21 protein-coding genes are annotated in these 18,943 nt (G+C 59.9%); 6 read left to right on the top strand and 15 right to left on the bottom strand.

Features of this window, described 5'->3' with window-relative positions; genetic code table 11:
- A partial coding sequence (locus Q0O19_RS09215; RefSeq protein ID WP_295522248.1) for an aldehyde dehydrogenase family protein occupies positions 1-560 on the top strand: 560 nt, incomplete at its 5' end.
- A 350-nt stretch (positions 561-910) separates the two neighbouring features.
- Positions 911-1,669, top strand: a complete 759-nt coding sequence (locus Q0O19_RS09220; RefSeq protein WP_295522250.1) for a TSUP family transporter — start codon at positions 911-913, stop codon at positions 1,667-1,669.
- A 4-nt stretch (positions 1,670-1,673) separates the two neighbouring features.
- Here the strand turns inward: Q0O19_RS09220 and Q0O19_RS09225 are convergent, their stop codons facing one another.
- The 7 genes from Q0O19_RS09225 to alr form a co-directional block, all read right to left on the bottom strand.
- On the bottom strand, positions 1,674-2,597 hold the full coding sequence (locus Q0O19_RS09225; protein ID WP_295522252.1) for a DMT family transporter: 924 nt from the start codon (positions 2,595-2,597) through the stop codon (positions 1,674-1,676).
- Between the two features lie 151 nt (positions 2,598-2,748).
- Positions 2,749-3,783, bottom strand: a complete 1,035-nt coding sequence (locus tag Q0O19_RS09230) for a DctP family TRAP transporter solute-binding subunit (RefSeq protein ID WP_295522254.1) — start codon at positions 3,781-3,783, stop codon at positions 2,749-2,751.
- 28 nt (positions 3,784-3,811) lie between these two features.
- Positions 3,812-5,110, bottom strand: a complete 1,299-nt coding sequence (locus Q0O19_RS09235; protein ID WP_295522256.1) for a TRAP transporter large permease — start codon at positions 5,108-5,110, stop codon at positions 3,812-3,814.
- On the bottom strand, positions 5,107-5,625 hold the full coding sequence (locus Q0O19_RS09240) for a TRAP transporter small permease (RefSeq protein WP_295522258.1): 519 nt from the start codon (positions 5,623-5,625) through the stop codon (positions 5,107-5,109). Before Q0O19_RS09240 ends, Q0O19_RS09235 begins: the two co-directional genes overlap by 4 nt.
- A gap of 195 nt (positions 5,626-5,820) precedes the next feature.
- Positions 5,821-6,795 carry a transketolase C-terminal domain-containing protein gene (locus Q0O19_RS09245; RefSeq protein ID WP_295522260.1) on the bottom strand — a complete coding sequence of 325 codons (975 nt, stop codon included), beginning with the start codon at positions 6,793-6,795 and terminating at the stop codon, positions 5,821-5,823.
- A complete protein-coding gene (locus Q0O19_RS09250) occupies positions 6,786-7,757 on the bottom strand; it encodes a thiamine pyrophosphate-dependent dehydrogenase E1 component subunit alpha (protein ID WP_295522288.1) in 972 nt (323 codons plus the stop codon). The genes Q0O19_RS09245 and Q0O19_RS09250 overlap by 10 nt, the downstream gene beginning before the upstream one ends.
- 184 nt (positions 7,758-7,941) lie before the next feature.
- Complete coding sequence (alr, locus tag Q0O19_RS09255) at positions 7,942-9,036, bottom strand: alanine racemase (protein ID WP_295522262.1); 1,095 nt, start codon at positions 9,034-9,036, stop codon at positions 7,942-7,944.
- 214 nt (positions 9,037-9,250) lie between these two features.
- On the opposite strand from alr, the gene Q0O19_RS09260 reads away from it, so the two are divergent.
- The 3 genes from Q0O19_RS09260 to Q0O19_RS09270 are packed head-to-tail and all read left to right on the top strand — an operon-like array spanning position 9,251 to position 11,294.
- Positions 9,251-9,886 (top strand): DedA family protein, encoded by a 636-nt coding sequence (locus tag Q0O19_RS09260; protein ID WP_295522264.1) that lies wholly within the window; start codon positions 9,251-9,253, stop codon positions 9,884-9,886.
- Between the two features lie 11 nt (positions 9,887-9,897).
- The gene (locus Q0O19_RS09265) at positions 9,898-10,791 is read left to right on the top strand and encodes a DMT family transporter (protein WP_295522266.1); all 894 of its coding nucleotides are present in this window, start codon (positions 9,898-9,900) and stop codon (positions 10,789-10,791) included.
- Positions 10,792-10,811: 20 nt separating this feature from the next.
- The gene (locus Q0O19_RS09270) at positions 10,812-11,294 is read left to right on the top strand and encodes a glutathione peroxidase (protein ID WP_295522268.1); all 483 of its coding nucleotides are present in this window, start codon (positions 10,812-10,814) and stop codon (positions 11,292-11,294) included.
- 45 nt (positions 11,295-11,339) lie between these two features.
- On the opposite strand, the gene Q0O19_RS09275 is transcribed toward Q0O19_RS09270, so the two are convergent.
- The 5 genes from Q0O19_RS09275 to Q0O19_RS09295 all read right to left on the bottom strand — a co-directional run bounded on the left by Q0O19_RS09275 (position 11,340) and on the right by Q0O19_RS09295 (position 15,024).
- Positions 11,340-11,726 carry a hypothetical protein gene (locus Q0O19_RS09275; protein WP_295522270.1) on the bottom strand — a complete coding sequence of 129 codons (387 nt, stop codon included), beginning with the start codon at positions 11,724-11,726 and terminating at the stop codon, positions 11,340-11,342.
- Between the two features lie 127 nt (positions 11,727-11,853).
- Positions 11,854-13,098, bottom strand: a complete 1,245-nt coding sequence (glcF, locus tag Q0O19_RS09280) for a glycolate oxidase subunit GlcF (protein WP_295522272.1) — start codon at positions 13,096-13,098, stop codon at positions 11,854-11,856.
- 11 nt (positions 13,099-13,109) lie between these two features.
- Positions 13,110-14,255 (bottom strand): glycolate oxidase subunit GlcE, encoded by a 1,146-nt coding sequence (gene glcE, locus Q0O19_RS09285; protein ID WP_295522275.1) that lies wholly within the window; start codon positions 14,253-14,255, stop codon positions 13,110-13,112.
- A 77-nt stretch (positions 14,256-14,332) separates the two neighbouring features.
- Positions 14,333-14,761 carry a TA system VapC family ribonuclease toxin gene (locus Q0O19_RS09290; protein ID WP_295522276.1) on the bottom strand — a complete coding sequence of 143 codons (429 nt, stop codon included), beginning with the start codon at positions 14,759-14,761 and terminating at the stop codon, positions 14,333-14,335.
- Positions 14,761-15,024, bottom strand: a complete 264-nt coding sequence (locus Q0O19_RS09295; protein ID WP_295522278.1) for a hypothetical protein — start codon at positions 15,022-15,024, stop codon at positions 14,761-14,763. Before Q0O19_RS09295 ends, Q0O19_RS09290 begins: the two co-directional genes overlap by 1 nt.
- Positions 15,025-15,434: 410 nt before the next feature.
- Here Q0O19_RS09295 and Q0O19_RS09300 point away from each other — a divergent pair, with 410 nt between their 5' ends.
- Complete coding sequence (locus Q0O19_RS09300) at positions 15,435-15,809, top strand: hypothetical protein (RefSeq protein ID WP_295522280.1); 375 nt, start codon at positions 15,435-15,437, stop codon at positions 15,807-15,809.
- A gap of 139 nt (positions 15,810-15,948) precedes the next feature.
- On the opposite strand, the gene Q0O19_RS09305 is transcribed toward Q0O19_RS09300, so the two are convergent.
- The 3 genes from Q0O19_RS09305 to Q0O19_RS09315 all read right to left on the bottom strand — a co-directional run.
- Entirely contained in the window at positions 15,949-16,908 is a 960-nt protein-coding gene (locus tag Q0O19_RS09305; protein WP_295522282.1) for an SMP-30/gluconolactonase/LRE family protein, read from the bottom strand.
- Positions 16,909-17,095: 187 nt separating this feature from the next.
- Positions 17,096-18,628 (bottom strand): ammonium transporter, encoded by a 1,533-nt coding sequence (gene amt, locus Q0O19_RS09310; RefSeq protein ID WP_295522284.1) that lies wholly within the window; start codon positions 18,626-18,628, stop codon positions 17,096-17,098.
- Between the two features lie 23 nt (positions 18,629-18,651).
- The coding region (locus tag Q0O19_RS09315; protein ID WP_295522286.1) for a P-II family nitrogen regulator at positions 18,652-18,943 on the bottom strand (292 nt) is incomplete at its 5' end.

Consider the following 18,943-nt stretch of genomic DNA (forward strand, 5'->3'; position numbering starts at 1 on the left):
TGGCCGCCGAAATGGGCCCCATCGTGACCGACGCGGCGCGTCAACGCATCAAAGGCTACATCGACGCGGGTGTGGCCGAAGGTGCGAAGCTCTTGGTCGACGGCCGCAACTTTGATGGCGCGAAAGCCGGTGCCGGTTGCGAGCAAGGCTTTTGGCTGGGCGGCACGCTGTTCGACCACGTCACCACCGACATGAAGATCTACAAGGAAGAGATTTTTGGCCCCGTGCTGTCGTGCGTGCGCGTGCCCGACTTCGGCACGGCGGTGCAGATCATCAACGACCACGAGTTCGGCAACGGGGTTTCTTGCTTCACCCGCGACGGCAATGTGGCCCGCGAGTTCTCGCGCCGCATCCAAGTGGGCATGGTCGGCATCAACGTGCCGATTCCAGTCCCCATGGCCTGGCACGGCTTTGGCGGCTGGAAGCGTTCCTTGTTTGGCGACATGCACGCCTATGGCGAAGAAGGCGTGCGTTTTTACACCAAGCAAAAGTCCATCATGCAGCGCTGGCCCGAGAGCATCGGCAAAGGCGCGGAATTTGTGATGCCGACGGCCAAATAAGCTTGATGGGTCCTCCCGCGCGCCACCATGCGGTGCCTTGCGCTAATGGCCTGCATTCAAAAGCGCTCTTTTGGGGTTAGTGCGCGTCAATTTAGGGCAGGGATTTCCCCCGAATCGGGAAATCCCTGAGCGCCACAGTGGTCTGGGTCACTTACATTTCAGTCACTCGATGCAAAGCAGTATCTGCATCCCGAGGGCCGAGGAGACACTCAAGCCTAAAAACTCGAACAGCATCGAACATCCGAACGAGGTGTGATTTTTCTAAGCGTCGCGCAAGCGGCGCTTTTTTTTGCCTTTTTTGCGCCGCAGCGGGACAAGGGCAGCGCCCACAGGGTGCCACAATCGAGCCGATGGAATTACTGATTGTTTCGCTGGCCTCTTTGCTGGCCGGCCTGATCGACGCGATCGTTGGAGGGGGTGGCCTGATCTTGCTGCCAGTGTTGTTTGCCACCTTTCCTGCTGCAGCACCCGCCACCTTGTTTGGCACCAACAAAAGCGCCTCGATCTGGGGCACCGCTTTTGCCACCGTGCAATACAGCCGCAAAGTGGTCATGCCTTGGCGCTCATTGATCCCGGCTGCGGGTGCAGGTTTGGTGGGCTCTTTGGCAGGTGCATGGGTCGTGACACAAGTCGACCCCACCCTGTTTCGCAAAGCCCTGCCCCTGCTGCTGACAGTGTTGCTGCTCTACACCGTGGCCAAAAAAGACCTGGGCCGCAGCCACACCCCCCGTTTTGCAGGCGCCCAAGAGGCCTGTATGGCTGCTGGCATTGGCCTGGTGATCGGGTTTTACGACGGTTTTTTCGGGCCCGGCACAGGCAGCTTTTTGGTCTTTGCCTACGTGCGACTGATGGGCTATGACTTTTTGAACGCTTCAGCCTCGGCCAAACTGATCAACGTGGCCACGAACTTTTCGGCGCTGGTGCTGTTTGCCGTCCAAGGCCATGTCTGGTGGCATCTGGCTTTGGCCATGGCCGTGTCCAACATTGTGGGCAGCCTCATTGGTACACGATTGGCTCTGAAACACGGGTCTGGCTTTGTGCGCCATGTGTTCATCGTGGTGGTGTTGGCCCTGATCTGCAAAACCGCCTACGACACCTGGCTGCGCTAGCGCCTCAGCGCAAACGCCATTTGATTTGCCCAGCATACTGCGCCAGCGCCACGCCCAACAAGGTGACACCCGCCCCGGCCATTTTGATCCAAGTGTAGTGTTCGCCCGACAGCGCCCAAGCAAACAGGCCGGCCATGGGGGGCATCAAGTACATCAAAGGGGCCGTGCGGGCCACCCCACGCACGTTGTTGATCCAGCCCCAAGCCAGCCAGCCCACAAAAGCCGAGACCAAGATCGACCAAAACAAGCCGACCCAAGCCCAAAAATCCAGCACCGCCCAGTTGGCGGCCATGCCGGCTGGAATCGAGAGCAGCATCACCGGCAAACCGCCCAGCAAGGTGGCGTAACCCATGGTCAGCACAGCGCCGTGGCGCTGCATCACCGGTTTGACCGCCACGGTGTAATAAGAAAAGAATCCCGCGGCCACCAACAGCACCAGATCCCCACCGCCCGCTCGCCAATTGCCACCCAGCAATTTGTCAGACAGGAACATCAACACCCCGCAAAAGGCCAACGATACCCCTGCAATTTGAGGCCAACTGAGTCGCTCCAAGCCTTGTTTGTGCAAAATCAGCAAGGTGAAAATCGGCCCGCACGCCAAAATGACCGAGCTGGAAAACGCCGTGGACCAGTGAATGCCGTACGTGACCAGCCCCACATGCAATGAGTGCCCGATGAACCCCAACCAAGCCATGTGCATCCAGTCTTTACGCGGCAAGGGCGGCAGCCAACGGCCAAAACGCCAGCGCATCAACAGCAGCGCACATGTCGGCATCAGCAGGTAACGCGCCCACAAAAATCCACCGGGCGTGATCAGGTCAAACAGGTACTTTTGCAGTGTGAAGTTGCCGCCCCAGATGACCACCAACACCAAGGCGATGAGCAAGGCCTGTTGGTCGTGGCGGTGGAGGGGGGCGCTGTGGGGCATGCCATGGATTGTGGGCCCAGCTGAGGGCAACCCGTGTCTCGCTCGCAGCAAGCAGACCGCTGAGGCTCAGTCAAGCGCCAAAGTTGGGGTCATGACCTGAACCCAGACAAGAGACGCCTGGCCAGCAAGGCATGTGCTGGCCAGGCTTGCATCACTTCTTGCGAGCGGCAATGGCGACTTCAGCCTCTTTCACCAAGGCGGGGCCGACGGTGCTTGTCCACTTCTCGTAAACCGGACGGGTGGCTTTGACAAATGCTTCGCGTTCGTCGACGCTCAGCGATGTGACCGTCACGCCCATGCCGGCGATGTCTTTGAGCACCGGCTTATCGGCTTCGACCAGGCCTTTGCGGGCGATGGCAATTTCGGCTTTGCCTGCATCCACAGCGGCCTGGCGCACGATGGCCTGGTCAGCGGGTGTCCAAGATGCCCAAATGTCCTTGTTGACGACAAAGATCAGCGGATCGGCCACATAACCCCAAGTGGTCACGAATTTCTGGCCCACGTTGTGCATTTTCAGCACAGTGAACAAGAACAGCGGGTTTTCCTGCCCATCCACCGCACCGCTGGACAGCGCAGGCTGCGCGTCAGCCCAGCTCATTTGCGTGGGGTTGGCCCCCAAGGCCGAGAACATGTCCGAGTAAATGGGCGAGCCCACCACACGGATTTTCATGCCCTTCAAGTCTGCGGGGGACTTGATCGGGCGCTTGGAATTGGTCAGTTCGCGGAATCCGTTTTCACCCCAAGCCAGGGGCACGACACCCGATTTGTCCAAAGTCTGGAAGATCTTTTGGCCCACGCTGCCTTGCGTCAGCGCGTCAATGGCGGCGTAGTCGGGCATCAAAAAGGGCAGCGAAAACAGGTTCAATTCCTTGACCTGTGGCGACCAGTTGATGGTGGAGCCCACGGCCATGTCGATCACGCCCTGGCGCAGTGCGCTGAATTCGCGGGTCTGATCGCCCTGGATGAGCGACACACCGGGGTAGAGCTTGATGTTGATGCGGCCCTGGGTCCGTTCCTTGACCATGTCGGCCCACATCTTGCCGGCTTGGCCCCAGGGTGTGGGTGGGCCCAACACCAGCGACATGCGGTATTCGGCTTTGTAATCGGCGGCCAAGGCCGGGGCTGTGAAAGCGCTCAAACCAGCCGCTACAGCCAGCAGGCTGAGCAAATGACGACGAAGTTTCATGATTGTCTCCTTGTTGAAAAAATGAACATCAATAACCCAGATAACGCGGCAGCCACAAAGCCAGCTCGGGCCAGGCGATCACCGCCAGCATGACCAGGAACATGGAAAACAGCATCCAGCCGACCCAGCGCACGGTTTCTTCCATGCGCACTCCGGCAATACGGCAGGAAACCATCAGGTTCACCGCCAAAGGCGGCGTGAACTGGCCCAGTGCCACCTTGAGTGTGAGGATCACGCCAAACCAGACTGGGTCCCATTTGTAAAACTGCACGATGGGCCACAACAGAGGCACAAAAATCAGGAAAATGGACACGCCATCAAGGAACATGCCCACGGTGATCAACATCAGGATAAGCAAGGCCAGCACGCCGTACTCGCCCAGGCCCGAGTTCACAATGGCGCTTGTCACCGGATCAATCACGCCCAAGGTGGACAGCGAAAACGCAAAAATGCCCGCCAGCGACACCACCAGCAAAATCACGGCTGACAGTTCGCCCGACTCGCGCAAGATCACAAACAGGTCGCGCACCTTGATGGTGCGGTAAATGACCATGCCCACAAACAGACCATAAAACACCGCCACCACCGCCGCCTCGGTCGGAGTGAACCAGCCTGCGCGCATGCCCCCCAAAATCAAGACCGGCGCGGCCAGGCCCCAGGTGGCCTCGACAAAACTTTTCCAGAGTTCAGGGCGGGGCAGGCTCGCCTCGAGGGCACCCATTTTGTGTTTGCGCGCCATCCAGACAGTGGGCACGATCAGGGCGATGCCGGCCAAAATGCCGGGAATCATGCCGGCTGCAAACAAGGCGGGCACCGAGGCGCCTGGCACCAGCACCGAATACACAATGAAAGCCACCGAAGGCGGGATCAAAATGTCCGTGGCCGCTGCCGCCCCGACCACACTGGCTGAAAACGATGCCGGGTAACCTGCGCGCGACATGGCCGCGATCATGACCGCACCCACTGCCGCCGCGTTGGCCGGGCCAGATCCCGAAATGCCCCCCAGGAACATGGCCACCACAATCGCCACCAAAGGCAGCATGCCCGGGCCACGGCCCACGATGGCGACGGCAAAGTTGACCAAGCGCAGCGCGACGCCGGAGCGGTCAAAAATGGAGCCCACCAGCACGAACATGGGAATGGCCAGCAGCGGGTATTTGCCCAGACCGGCGTAAAAGTTTTGCGGCACGGCCAGCAGTCCAAACCATTGCGCATCGATGTTGGCCAAGGCAATGCACGCCGCACCGGCCAGGCCCAAAGCCGCGCCAATCGGCACGCCCATCAGCATCATCACCACAAAAGCCACAAACAGGAGGGTGGGTATCACGGCTGGCGGCCCCGGCGGATGAACAGACCCAAGGCACGGCCAGCAATGGCCACCGACAAGACCGGCAGCCAGATGGTGTACCACCACTGCGGGACACCAATGCCCGGTGAGGTCTCGCCAAAGCGGAAATCGTCCCAAACCACGCGCACGCTGAGCACCGCGATCAGGGCAAACAACACAAACACCATCAGCGCACCAAAGCGCGCCAACGCCCTCTGGCGTTTTTCAGAGCCGCTGTCGGCAAAGTATTCAATGCGGATTTGGCGGTTGCGAGCGACCGACGCCGAACCCGCCACCAGCGCCAGCACAATCATCAAAAACACCGAAAACTCTTCTGTCCAAGCAAAGGACTGGTCGGTGAAATAACGCACCAGCACATTGGCAAAAGTGATGAGGGCGAGCAAGCCCATCACGATGACCGTGAGCCAATCCTCGATTTTCAAAGGAACCACGGTTGCTTCATCGGGTTCAGCCTTGGCCACTTCGGCTGGGGCTTGCTCATGCAAATGGGTCATGTGGATCACGCAAAATTTAAAAACCACTTTACCATGGGGGCTTCGCTGACACGCCTTTCAAAATGGCTGAAACGCGCCCCGGGGACACAGGGATTACCCCATGAAACAGACGCCGGAGCGCGGGGACAAACTGGGCGAAACCAGTGGTTGATGACGCGCTTGTGGCGTGAACAAGCCAGGCAAGGGGCTCCAAACTCAACATGTGACCGGCTGCAGACAAGCCTGCGCGGCCGCCACGATCTGTTCAGTCGATACACGGGCCACCGCTTCCAGAACAGGGGCATAACCCACCGGGATGCGCGGTGCCCCAAGGCGTTTGACTCGCACGCCCAGGGTTTCGGCCACGGTGGCAGCGATTTCGGCGCCAAACCCTGCTGCCTGAATCGCCTCGTGAACCACCAAGAGGTGTCCCGTTTTAGCGGCCGATTGGAGCACCGTGTCCCGGTCCCAGGGCCACAGAGTGCGCAAATCGATCAACTCGACCTGAATACCCAAGGCCGCCAATTGATCGCATGCCGCTTGGCAAACCTGCAGCTGGCGGCTCCAGCTGACCATGGTCAAGTGATCGCCCGAGCGCAGCACAGCTGCTTGGCCCAAAGGCACTTGCACGTTCTCGTCCACCGCGCCTTCCAGACCCCACAGGGTCTTGTGTTCCATATAGACCACCGGATCACCGCATTGCATGGCCGATCGCAGCAACGCGTAGTTGTCTTGCACCGAACCCGGGCACACCACCACCAAGCCGGGCATGTGGGCAAACCAGGCTTCCAGCGACTGCGAATGCTGCGCCGCCGAGGCATCCCAAATGCCGATGGGCATGCGGGCCACCAAGGGCACGCGGCCTTGGCCGCCAAACATGTAACGGTTTTTGGCGGCCTGGTTGATGATTTCGTCCATGCCGCAAAGGGCAAAGTCGACCACACGCATCTCCACCACCGGACGCATGCCGGCCAGCGCCATGCCCACGCCGCCACCCATGATGGCCGCTTCGCTGATGGGCGTGTCGATGATGCGGTGGGCGCCGAAGGTCTGTTGCAAGCCCTTGTACTGCCCAAAGATGCCGCCGCGCCCCACGTCTTCGCCCATGACCACCACGCGCTCGTCCGCTTCCATTTCGCGCTGAACGGCCAACACAGCGGCCTGGCTGTATGTCATCGTGTTCAAAACCATTGGCCTTCTCCTGTGGTCTGGATATCGGTGTAGGCGGCGGACACATCGGGCCAGGGCGCAAGGTTTGCGGCCTGCATTGCCGCCTGCACTTCGGCCTGGGCTTGCTGGTCCATCTGATCGCACGCGGCATCGGTGCTGCCCCGCGCCAACAGGGCGCGGCGGGCGTTGTGAATGGGGTCGTTTTTCAAGGCTTCTTCGACTTCCCGGGGGTCCCGGTACGCGGCCAAATCCACCGACACATGGCCTTTGACGCGGTACGTGCGGGCATGCAAAAAGCGCGGCCCATGGCCCGCGCGAATGGTCTTGACCAGCTCGTCAGCCTTTTCGTACACGGCCACGACATCATTGCCATCGACAGGGTGCGCCGCAATGCCTAAGCTTTCACTGCGGGCAGAGGCACCCGGACCTGCAATCATCGGGCCACTGGCTGTGGTGGCACTCCATCGGTTGTCTTCGCAGACAAAGAGCACTGGCAATTGGTGCACCTGCGCCCAATTAAGGGCTTCCAGAAACGGCCCCCGGTTGGTGGCGCCGTCACCAAAAAAGCAAACCGTGATATCACTGCGCCCCTGCAGTTTCTGGGCGTGTGCGGCGCCCACGGCGATGGGCAAACCTGCGGCCACCACACCATTGGCCCCCAACATGCCGACCGAAAAGTCGGCAATGTGCATGGAGCCCCCTTTGCCCCCGTTAAAACCGGTGGCCTTTCCGTACAGTTCGCACATCATGCGGCTCAGGTCTGCCCCTTTGGCCAAGGTGTGGCCATGACCTCGGTGGGTCGACGTCAGGTAGTCACTGGAGGTGAGGTGGGCGCAGACGCCAGCAGCGACCGCTTCTTGCCCGGTCGACAGGTGCAGCGGGCCGCGCACTTTGGCACTGCCGTCGGCCGTTTTGTTGTAAGCGCTGACACCGCCTTGACTCAGGATTTCGGCGGCATTTTCAAACGCCCGAATGCGGGCCATGCACAAATACAAAGCGGCCAATGCGTCTTTTTGAACGGTGGGGGGCAATGGTGATCTCCTGTGAGGAAACGCCCTGAAAAAAACCTTCTCAAGGCCATGTCCACTCTACTGGCAATTGGCTTTGAGGCCTGCACCCAGGTGACAGGATCTGCTGAACGTGTCAGAGGAACTTTTGGATGCGGTCTCAGACCACCATCACCGGTACGCGCTGGGCCAACGCACACATCAACTCATAACCCACCGTGCCCGCCGCTTGCGCCACCTCGTCGATGCCGAGCACGGCGCCGTTGGCCGCTTGGCCCCACAGCGTGACGGTGCTGCCTACACCGGCATCGGGGAATGGGCTCAGGTCCACTGTCAACATGTCCATGCTGACGCGGCCCACGGTGCGGCCCCGTGCGCCATCGACCAGCACCGGGGTGCCGGTGGGGCAAATGCGCGGGTAGCCGTCGGCATAGCCACAAGCCACCACGCCAATGCGCAGGGCCTGCTCGGCGACAAAGCTGGAGCCATAACCCACACTGTCACCCGCTTGCAGTTGCTGCACCGCAATGATCTGGGCGTTCAGGCTCATGGCAGGCTGCAAGCCCCATTGCGCTGCGCTGCGCTCGGGAAAATCGGGTGAACTGCCATACAGGGCAATGCCCGGACGAATCCAGTCGGCTTTCACGGCGGCATCTTGAGCATGGCGCAAGCCCGCAGCGCTGTTGCTCAGGGTGCGCTCACCCGGCAGATCGCGGGTGGCCTCTTCAAAGCGGGCCATCTGCTCAGCAATGCCTTTGGGGCCATCGGCATCGCTGAAATGGGTCATGAGCGAAATTTCGTCCACCTGCGGCAAGGCATTCAAGCGGGTCCAGACAGATCGGAAACGCTGCGGCGAAAAGCCCAAGCGGTTCATGCCCGAGTTCATTTTCAGAAACACCCGGTGCGGCTCGTTGGTTTTGTGCAGCGCCAGCATCTCGATCTGCTCATCACAATGCACCGTGTGCCACAGGTGCAGGCGCGAGCACAACTCCAAGTCACGCGCCTCGAAAGCGCCTTCGAGCAACAAAATGGGACCACGCCAGCCCAGAGTGCGAACCCGCTCGGCCTCGGCCAAGTCCAAGAGGGCAAAACCATCGGCCCCGCGCAGCCCTTCAAACACCCGCTCAATGCCATGCCCATAGGCATTGGCTTTGACCACGGCCCAGACTTGGGCATCTGGCGTAGCCTCTCGGACCCGGGCCAGGTTGTGGCGCAAGGCAGCGGTGTGGATGGTGGCTTGAATGGGGCGGGGCATAGGGGTCTAAATGCAATCAATGGCCAAATGAGTATGCCAGCATCCTCCCGCTTTTGAGGCCTTGTTGGCGTCCCCACATGGGCGCAAACAAACGGGTCAACAAAGGCTTTCCCCTGAATGGAAGGGGCTTGCAAATGCTTTACACTGATTCGCTGCCTTTTAATCCCGCGCATTCTGCCTGACACGTTCAGGCGCTGGCTGAACCTTGTAATCCATGGATGTTTTTCAGTTTTTGATGCCCATCTTCACCGAATACGGTTATTTGGCCGTGTTTGTGATGCTTTTGATTTGCGGTTTTGGCGTTCCTGTCCCTGAAGACGTGACCTTGGTGACCGGTGGTGTGATTGCCGGCTTGGGCCATGCCGATGTGAACACCATGTTCGCTGTCGGCATGGCAGGTGTGTTGGTAGGGGACGGTCTCATGTTCACCTTGGGCCGTTTGTACGGACAACGCATTTCGCAATTGCCCGGTTTTCGCAAAATCCTCACACCCGAACGCTTTGCCAGCGCGCAAGATGCCTTTCAAAAATACGGCAAGTGGGTCATGTTTGTGGCCCGCTTTTTGCCTGGTCTTCGCACCCCGGTGTTTTTCTCGGCCGGCATGAGCCATCGCGTCAGCTTTGCCACTTGGTTTTTCATGGATGGCTTTGCCGCCTTGATCAGCGTGCCGATCTGGGTTTACCTGGGTTACTTTGGCGCGCAAAACTGGGATTGGATGTTTGGCGTGCTGCGACAGTTCCAGCACGGAATTTTTGCTTTGTTGGGCATTGGCGTGGTGTGGTTGGCTTGGCGCTGGTGGCGCAAGCGCCAAGCCACGTTGGCCGCCAAATCCACAGGCGACGCCTCTTAAACTGCCCGACCATGGGCCGCACCTCCCCCAAAAGCCTGGCGGTCGCTGGGCTCCTGTTCAATGCTTTGGTGTGGGGCGTGTGCTGGTGGCCCTTCAAACAACTCGAAGCCCAAGGTCTGCACCCCCTGTGGGCCACGGCAGTGGTTTATGGCTTTGTGTTTGTGTCCATCGCCCTGTGGCTGTGGCGCAGCGGGCAGTTGCGCAGTTGGCGAGGTCACCCAGGGCTTTGGCTCTTGCTGCTGGCCTCGGGCCTGACCAATGTGGGCTTCAACTGGGCAGTGACGGTGGGCGATGTGGTGCGCGTGGTGTTGCTGTTTTACCTCATGCCCGCTTGGTCGGTGCTGGTGGCTTGGTGGCTGTTGGATGAAAAACCCACCCCCATGGCGTTGATTCGCTTGCTGCTGGCGCTGGCCGGCTTGGTCATCGTTCTCAAAACCCCCGAAACGCCTTGGCCTTGGCCCGAGAGTCTGGCCGACGTCCTGGCCCTCATGGGCGGTCTGACTTTTGCCATCACCAACGCCCTGTTGCTCAAGCTCAAAAACGCGCCCAGTTCTTCGCGCACCTTGGCCATGTTTGGCGGTGGCGCGGTCATGGCCAGCTTGGCGGCCATCGTTGGCTTGGCCTCGGGCATGGTGGCGATCGGTGAAGCCCCAGCCTGGACCTGGTTGCCGCTGGTGGCCCTGCTGGGCATCTCTTTTTTGTTTGGCAATTTGGCGCTGCAGTATGGCGCAGCGCGCCTGGCGGCCCAAACCACAGCCTTGGTCATGCTGTCCGAAGTGTTGTTTGCCAGCGTGTCCTCTGTTTTGATGGGTGCGGCACAATGGGAAAGCCGCACGCTCTGGGGTGGCTCGCTGATTTTGCTGGCGGCATTGCTGTCGGTGACGGATACTTCACGAAACGACTGAACCAAGCCCGGAGCCCATCCATGAGCCTTTACGACTTCCAAGCCCTGAGCATCGACGGCCAAGACGTGGCGCTGAGCCGCTACAAAGGCCAGGTCATGTTGATCGTCAACACCGCCAGCGCTTGCGGGTTCACGCCCCAGTTCACCGGGTTGGAAAAGTTGCACAAATCCTATGGGGAACAAGGCTTGGCTGTGATCGGCTTTCCCTGCAACCAATTCGCTAGCCAAGACCCGGGTGACGACGCACAGATCGCCAACTTCTGCCAAAAGAACTACGGCGTGAGCTTTCAGATGATGAGCAAGATCAAGGTCAACGGCGATGGCGCTCACCCGCTGTACCAATGGCTTTCGGCAGAAGCCCCCGGCATTCTGGGCAGCAAAGGCATCAAATGGAACTTCACCAAGTTTTTGGTGGGGCGCGACGGCCGCGTGATCAAGCGCTATGCGCCGCAAGACTCACCAGAGAAGATGGCCAAAGACATTGAAGCGGCGCTGGCAGCCTGACCATTGAACTGCTTGGCGCCAGCTTCGCCGGGGGTCTAAGTTGGCTCAAGCCTTCCAAGTCAGCACGGCCAACCACAACAACATCGCTGCGCCACCCCAAACCAACACCCGTGTCCGCACGCGGAGCACCTCCACGGCACTGACCAGCCTGGCATTTTGTTCGGCCAACTCGGCCAAGGTTTCGGCCAGCTCGCGCTGAGCCTGGGCTTGACGGTCGATCTGGCCTTGCGCGGCAATCAAGGCATTTTTGAGTTCCCCCAAGCTGGGCACCGCGCTCACCGGCGTCTGCGTGGCAGGGGTTCCGGCTTGGCCGGGCGGCGTCTGCGGCTGACGGTCCATCAGCTTGCGCGCGGCTTTGAGCACCGAAGGCGCGTGCTCAATCACATCTCCCCAAGGAATCACTTTCAAAGCAGCCAACCAAGGTAAGGGCATGATGGGGTCCTTTATGAGCGCTGGTCAAGCGCAGTCTGCCATACAGCGCTGATACTAACCCTGTGGGCATTTCGTTGCGTCCATGCGCTGGTCTTGCCGTCTGGGTGAAAGGACTTTGATGGCGCAATCAATGCGCGTGGCCAAGCGCCTCGTCCAGCAATTCCACCCAATGCCGCACGGGCAAACCGCTGCCACTTTGCAAGTGGGTGATGCAGCCGATGTTGGCGCTGATCACACCTTGCGGCTCCAGTGCGGTCAGGTGGCCCAGCTTGCGGTCCCGCAGTTGTTTAGACAGTTCAGGGTTGAGCACGCTGTAAGTGCCGGCCGAGCCGCAGCACAGGTGCGATTCATTGGCGGTGACTTTGATCTGGAAACCCAGATCGCCCAAATGCTTTTCGACGCCGCCTTTGAGCTGCTGGCCGTGTTGCAGCGTGCAGGGTGGGTGGTAGGCCTGCAAGCCTGCGGCGTGCAGGGCCTCAGGCATCAGCTTGTCCTTGAGCAGCGGTACCAGCTCGGGCAGCAGCTCGCTCAAATCTTTCGTCAACGCGCCGATGCGGGCGGCTTTTTTGGCATAGGCTGGATCGTCTTTGAGCACATGGCCGTAGTCCTTGACCATGACGCCGCAGCCCGAAGCGTTCATCACGATGGCTTCGACCTCGCCCGATTCGACCAAGGGCCACCAAGCATCGATGTTGGCGCGCATGTGGTCTTTGCCGCCATCATGGTCGTTCAGGTGGAACTTGAGCGCGCCACAGCAACCGGCCTTGGGAGCGGTCACGACCTGGATGCCAGCGGCATCCAGCACGCGGGCGGTGGCGGTGTTGATGTTGGGGCTCATGCTCGGCTGCACGCAACCGGCCAGCATCAGCAACTTACGCGCGTGCTGGCGGGTGGGCCAGGCACCGGCGTCTTGTGGTGCAGGCACTTTGGCCTTCAGGGCTTCGGGCAGCAGGCCGCGCACCATCTGGCCCATCTTCATGGCGGGGGCAAACAGGGGGGAAGGCAGGCCTTCTTTCAGCGCCCAGCGCAGCAGCTTTTCACCGGCGGGGCGCTCGACTTTGGCGTCGACCAGCTTGCGGCCAATGTCCACCAGGTGGCCGTATTGCACGCCGCTGGGGCAAGTGCTTTCACAGTTGCGGCAAGTCAGGCAGCGGTCCAGGTGCATCTGGGTTTTGCGGGTAGGCGTTTCGCCTTCGAGCACCTGCTTGATCAAGTAAATGCGGCCACGCGGGCCGTCCAGCTCGTCGCCCAGCAGTTGGTAGGTGGGGCAAGTGGCGGTGCAAAAACCGCAGTGCACGCACTTGCGCAAGATGGCCTCGGCCTCCAAGCCGTCGGGGGTGTTTTGGTATTCGGGGGCGAGGTTGGTTTGCATGAAGATTCGCCTCAGAGGGTGTGCATGCGACCGGTGGCGAACACGCCCTTCGGGTCGAACTGCTTTTGCAATTGCTGCTGGATGCGCTGCTGCACGGCCTCCAGTGGGGTGTTCACGCCTGCGGCTTTGTCCACATCGGGATGGGCGACGCTGGCGCGGAACAAGGTGGCATGGCCACCAAGCGATTGCGCCAGCTCACGCAAGGCCACCGCCGCCGAAGAGGGTGCCCACAACCAGCGCTGCGCGCCTTGCCACTCCACGTATTGGGCATAAGGCAAGTCCAACACCGGCGCGGTTTGCGGCACCGACAGCCGCCAGAGACAGGCATGCGGGCTGGGTGCATCAAAAAACGGCAGCATCTGCTCACCGCTGGCGCGCCAGTCTTGCGCGGACTCTGAAGGGTCCATGACCAACACTTGCGCACCCAAAACCACCGCGTCGGCGCTCATCTTGGTGACCGCCGACTGCACCGCCGCCACGGCACCGCGCAGGCGCACAAACAAATAATCGGCATCCGGCTGGGCCGTGGGGTCGCGCACCCAGGCGCTGGCGTTCAAAGGCAGAGGCTGACCGCCCCAGCGGTGCAACAAATCCAGCGCCGGGCCCTGGGCCAAGCCCGCGATCATCAGCGTGGCCTCGGCCGGAGCCACCGGCAAGACCTTGAGGCTGACCTCGGTGATCAGGCCCAGCGTGCCCCAGCTGCCGGCCATCAAGCGGCTGACGTCGTAACCGGCCACGTTTTTCATGACCTGACCGCCAAAGGTCAGGTGCTCGCCCAAACCATTGATGAACCGCGCGCCCAACACATAGTCGCGCACAGCGCCAACAGTGGCTCGGGCGGGGCCGCTCAGGCCGGCGGCCACCATGCCGCCCACGGTGGCATCGGCTCCGAAATGCGGCGGCTCAAATGCCAGGCACTGCCCTTTTTCGGCAAGTAGCGCCTCCAGCTCGGCCAGCGGCGTGCCACAACGCACCGTGACCACCAACTCACTGGGCTCGTAACTGACGACGCCCCGGTAAGCCCGGGTGTCCAGCACCTCGCCCGTGAGGCTTTGGCCCCAAAAGTCTTTGCTGCTGCCGCCACGCAAACGCAAAGTGCGGCCATCCGCACCGGCTTGGCGGACGGCATCGATGAGGGCATTGAGTTGAGCTTCCATGGGAAAGGATGGTAACCCCCGGCCTGTGGCAAAGGCGTGAATTTTTTGAACGGTGGGGTTGTGGGAAATTGCGCGACTCAAAGCACCACAAGGTGCTCAGGTGTGGCGTTGCGCACTGCGCTGATTGGAATCCGTTGATCCAGCGTCACGAGCCTTCCCTGTTGCTTGACGGCGAGAGCCAAGAGGTACAAATCCGTCAATTGCCTTGCGCTGTGAATGTGACCATGCTGAAACTGCAGGGGATCCAAAAGGCTGATCTCTTCGGACCAAAATGCATGATGTGCCGTTCTTGTGGAGTTTTGCAACATGCTGAGTAGCGTCAAGATGGGTTGAGGGCTGCTGTAGCCAGGTTGGCCCATGATGCGAAGGCAACCGTTTTGGGTCAATGCACAGGTTGCCCAGCCATGGTGAATGTGGTCTTCAAACCATTGGGCCGCACGCACATGGTGAACATGGTCACGGTCATGCAAGGCGATGAGCACATTCACGTCAAACAGCGCGCGCATCAAACACCCTCAGCATCGCGCAAGCGTTCAATCAGCTCATTGCTGATGACCACGCCCCGCGAGGGCAAGGGCTGAATGCCATATTGGGACAAACGTTCTGAGACGTGCGGCACGGTTTGATCCGCTGGCGGCTGATAGGTGCCCACCGCGAATGCTTTACGCGCCAAATCACTCATGACTTGTCCAATCGATTTTTTCTCTCTTTGGGCAATCTCTTTGGCTGCAAAAAGCACGTCGTCTGCAATGTCTAGGGTGGTTCGCATCTCATCTCCTGATGTTTGATGTTATCACATCAAAAATCAAAATAGCTTGGTACTAGCACTGGTCAGGATAGTGAATGGCAACCACAAAAAAGCTAGAGGATAGCACTCATTTATTCGGTAAAGTGCTTCCAACACAAGCGCATGGATGCCAACGTGCCTAAGCCAAGACCTGCCGGGTTTCGCTTTGGACTTATCGGTCTCATATGGACACTTTCTCAATGCTAAGGCAAATATTTATCTGGCTTGTGGAGGTTGATGCAGTCGGATGTGTCTGACTGATCGGGTTTTATGCCTCAGTGTTTGCGAGAGAAATTGCGTTAGACCCCCTTTGATAGTGACCTCTCAGAAAACACTTGGCAAGGCGGGGGTAGCCTCACATGTCATACGTTAGGCCGCAAAAAGGAAATGCAGTGACTACACTTGCCGCTTACGATTCTGTGTTGCGAGAGTACACATGGACACTATTGGTTCTTCTCTATTTCGCTGCCAGCGACGGCGCTATCAAATCGCATGAGCGTGAGATCATCTGTGGCTTTTTCAAACGCCGCAGTCCAAATGACGAACTTGAAAACGCTGTGATTCTAGAAGTCCTTGCAAACTTCGGCAGACCAGACAAGTCTTCTTTTCACAATCTTGTGAGAAAACGAACGGCGGGTGACGCTGTACTGCAAGACATCTACGACACCTCTTGGCAAATTGTCCGTAGCAACTCGAAAATTCATACTGAGCAAGAGCGTGCCATTGACTACCTCAAAAAGAGTTGGAAGGGTCGCATTGCGACCTAACCTACTCTCCGAGAAGACCGCCGAGAAGCGAAGCTGATCAGTAATCCATCGGTTGCGCCGCCGGGCTGCCTCTGAAGTTCAGCGCCATCTAAATTGAGACAACAGTCTCAACCCCAACCCAACCCCACCCACCTCACCCCTACCCAAACCCATTCACCGCCAACCCCGCCACCTCGACCCGAATCCCCCACACGCAGCCCGCTCCCGGGTACTGTGCCAGCTCTTGCGCGCTGCGGCCTTGGCGGGAGGTGGTGATGAACAGCGTTTTAAGGTCTTCCCCACCGAAGCAGGGCATGGTGGGGCATGGAACAGGGGTTTTCACTTCGGCCAGGACGTCGCCTGCGGTCGACAGACGCAGCAGGCGCCCGCCTTCGTATTGGGCGCTCCAGTAGCAGCCCTCGCTGTCCACGACCGCACCATCGGGGCGGCCGCCGTAGGGCACGTCACTGCCCCAGGCCCAGCCTGCGGGTTTGGGTATAGCTTGGTAGAACACGCGGGGGTTGCCGAGTTGGCCGCTGGCGGCGTCAAAGTCAAATGCCCGCACCTGGTGCGCGGCGGTGTCGGCCCAGTAGGCGGTGCGACCGTCGGGTGACCAGGCCAGGCCGTTGGCGGTCACCACACCGTCCTTCACTCCCTCTTTCACACCGCCCACCATGGCGTGCAGGCCTTGCCCGTCCAGCATGTACAGCGCGCTCAGTGCTTGGTCCTTGGGCTCGTACAGGCTGCCCGCCCAAAAGCGGCCTTGGGCGTCGCATTTGCCGTCGTTGAAACGCAGCCGGGTGGTGTCATAGGGTGCGGCTGCCAAAAGTTGCAGGTTGCCACCCCATTCGTGTGCCATGTAAATACCGTTGCGCAAGGCCATGACCCAACCACCACCTTGCACCGGGGCGATGCAGCCGGGCTCTTGCGTCAGCGGCCAGTAGTCGACCGATCCTTGTGCCTGCAAACCCTGAACGCCCAAACGGGCGATGCGCCGCCCGGGGATGTCGACCCAATACAGGCGCTGCTCCTGCGGGTGCCAAAAAGGCGACTCACTCAAACCATCAGGTTCGGTGGTGATGGCGGTCCAAGTGGCTGTCAACTGGGCGGGTGCATTCATGGAAACCATTGTGCCCGAGCGACCACACCAATCACCCCACCAGGCAGGGAACGTACCGCAATCAATTCCCCCAAAAACCGAACACCCATATAAACAGCCCGCAGAACCGAAGCGCTGCGGGCTGAAACTGTGGTGAAAAGGGGTGGCTTGCGCCACCCTTTGTCATTCAGCTTGCAATGACCGGCTTTTAACCGTGGTAGGCCGACTCGCCGTGTGAGGAGATGTCCAAACCTTCGCGCTCTTCTTCTTCGGTGACGCGCAGACCGATGGTCAGGTCAACGATCTTGAAAGCGACCACCGAGACCACGCCCGACCACACGATGGTCAGCAGCACGGCCTTGGCCTGGATCCACACTTGAGAAGCGATGGAATAAGCATCGGGTGTGACCATGGTCACGGTGACCCAGTCGCCCACGGCGCTGGGGCCACCCAGTGCTGGGGAGTTGAACACACCGGTCAGCAGGGCACCGACGATACCGCCGACACCGTGCACGCCGAACACGTCCAGCGAGTCGTCTGCACCCAGCATCTTCTTCAGACCGTTCACGCCCCACAGGCAAGCAAAGCCGGCGATGAGACCGATGATCAAAGCGCCGCCGAGACCCACGTTGCCCGCTGCTGGCGTGATGGCCACCAAACCGGCCACCGCACCCGAAGCTGCACCCAGCATGGAGGCTTTGCCGCGCATCAGCGCTTCACCCACACACCAGGCCAAAACGGCACCGGCTGTCGCGATCAAAGTGTTGATGAAGGCTAGGGCTGCGAAACCGTTGGCTTCGAGGGCCGAGCCGGCGTTGAAGCCGAACCAACCCACCCACAGCAAAGAAGCGCCCACCATGGTCAATGTCAGGCTGTGAGGGGCCATCGATTCACGGCCATAACCCACACGCTTGCCCACCATGAAGGCGCCGACCAAGCCAGCCACCGCTGCGTTGATGTGCACCACAGTACCACCAGCAAAGTCCAAGGCACCCCACTGCCAGAGCAAACCGGCTTTGGAAGTCATTTCGTCCACGACTTCTTTGGAAGCGTAAGCGTCAGGGCCCATCCAGAACCACACCATGTGAGCGATCGGCAGGTAGCTGAAAGTGAACCACAAGACCATGAACGCCAACACCGCCGTGAACTTGATGCGCTCGGCAAAGGCACCGACGATCAAGGCGCAAGTGATGCCCGCAAACGTGGCCTGGAAGGCGGCAAAAGTGATTTCAGGAATCACAACGCCCTTGCTGAAAGTGGCGGCGTTGGCAAAGGTGCCCGCGACGTTGTCCCAGATGCCCTTCATGAACAAGCGGTCAAAACCACCGATGAAGGCATTGCCTTCGGTGAAAGCCAAGCTGTAGCCATAGATGAACCACAGCACGGTGATCATCGAGAAGGTGACCACCACTTGCATCAGCACCGACAGCATGTTTTTGCTGCGCACCAAGCCGCCGTAGAACAGGGCCAAACCCGGAATGACCATCAAAATCACCAAAATGGTGGACAGCATCATCCAGCCGGTATCGGCCTTGTTGGGCACCAACACAGGCGCAGCTTCTGCAGCAGCAGGCGCTGCTGCGGGTGCCGTGGCAGGTGCTGCGGCATCGGCCGGTTTGGCTTCGGCAGCCGGTGCTGTCACGGCGGCAGGTGCGGTCTGAGCCGTAGCGACAGAAGCCGCACCGAACACACCCCAGCCCAGACTCAGGCCCAAGGCCAAGGTCGCGAGAAGTTTTTTCATTTTTGGACTCTCTTTCTGGTCGATCAAAGGGCTTCAGCGCCGGTTTCACCGGTGCGGATGCGAACCACTTGCTCGAGGTCGTACACAAAGATCTTGCCGTCGCCAATCTTGCCGGTGCGCGCACCGCCTTCGAGGGCTTCAATGACGCGCTCGACGAGTTCGTCAGAGACTGCGGCTTCGATCTTCACTTTGGGCAAAAAATCAACCACGTATTCCGCACCTCGGTACAGCTCGGTGTGGCCTTTTTGACGACCAAAGCCTTTGACTTCGGTCACGGTAATGCCCTGCACGCCGATGCCCGAAAGTGCTTCACGC

This window comes from Limnohabitans sp. Rim8, assembly GCF_945869175.1.
In the GTDB taxonomy this organism is placed as follows: domain Bacteria; phylum Pseudomonadota; class Gammaproteobacteria; order Burkholderiales; family Burkholderiaceae_C; genus Limnohabitans_A.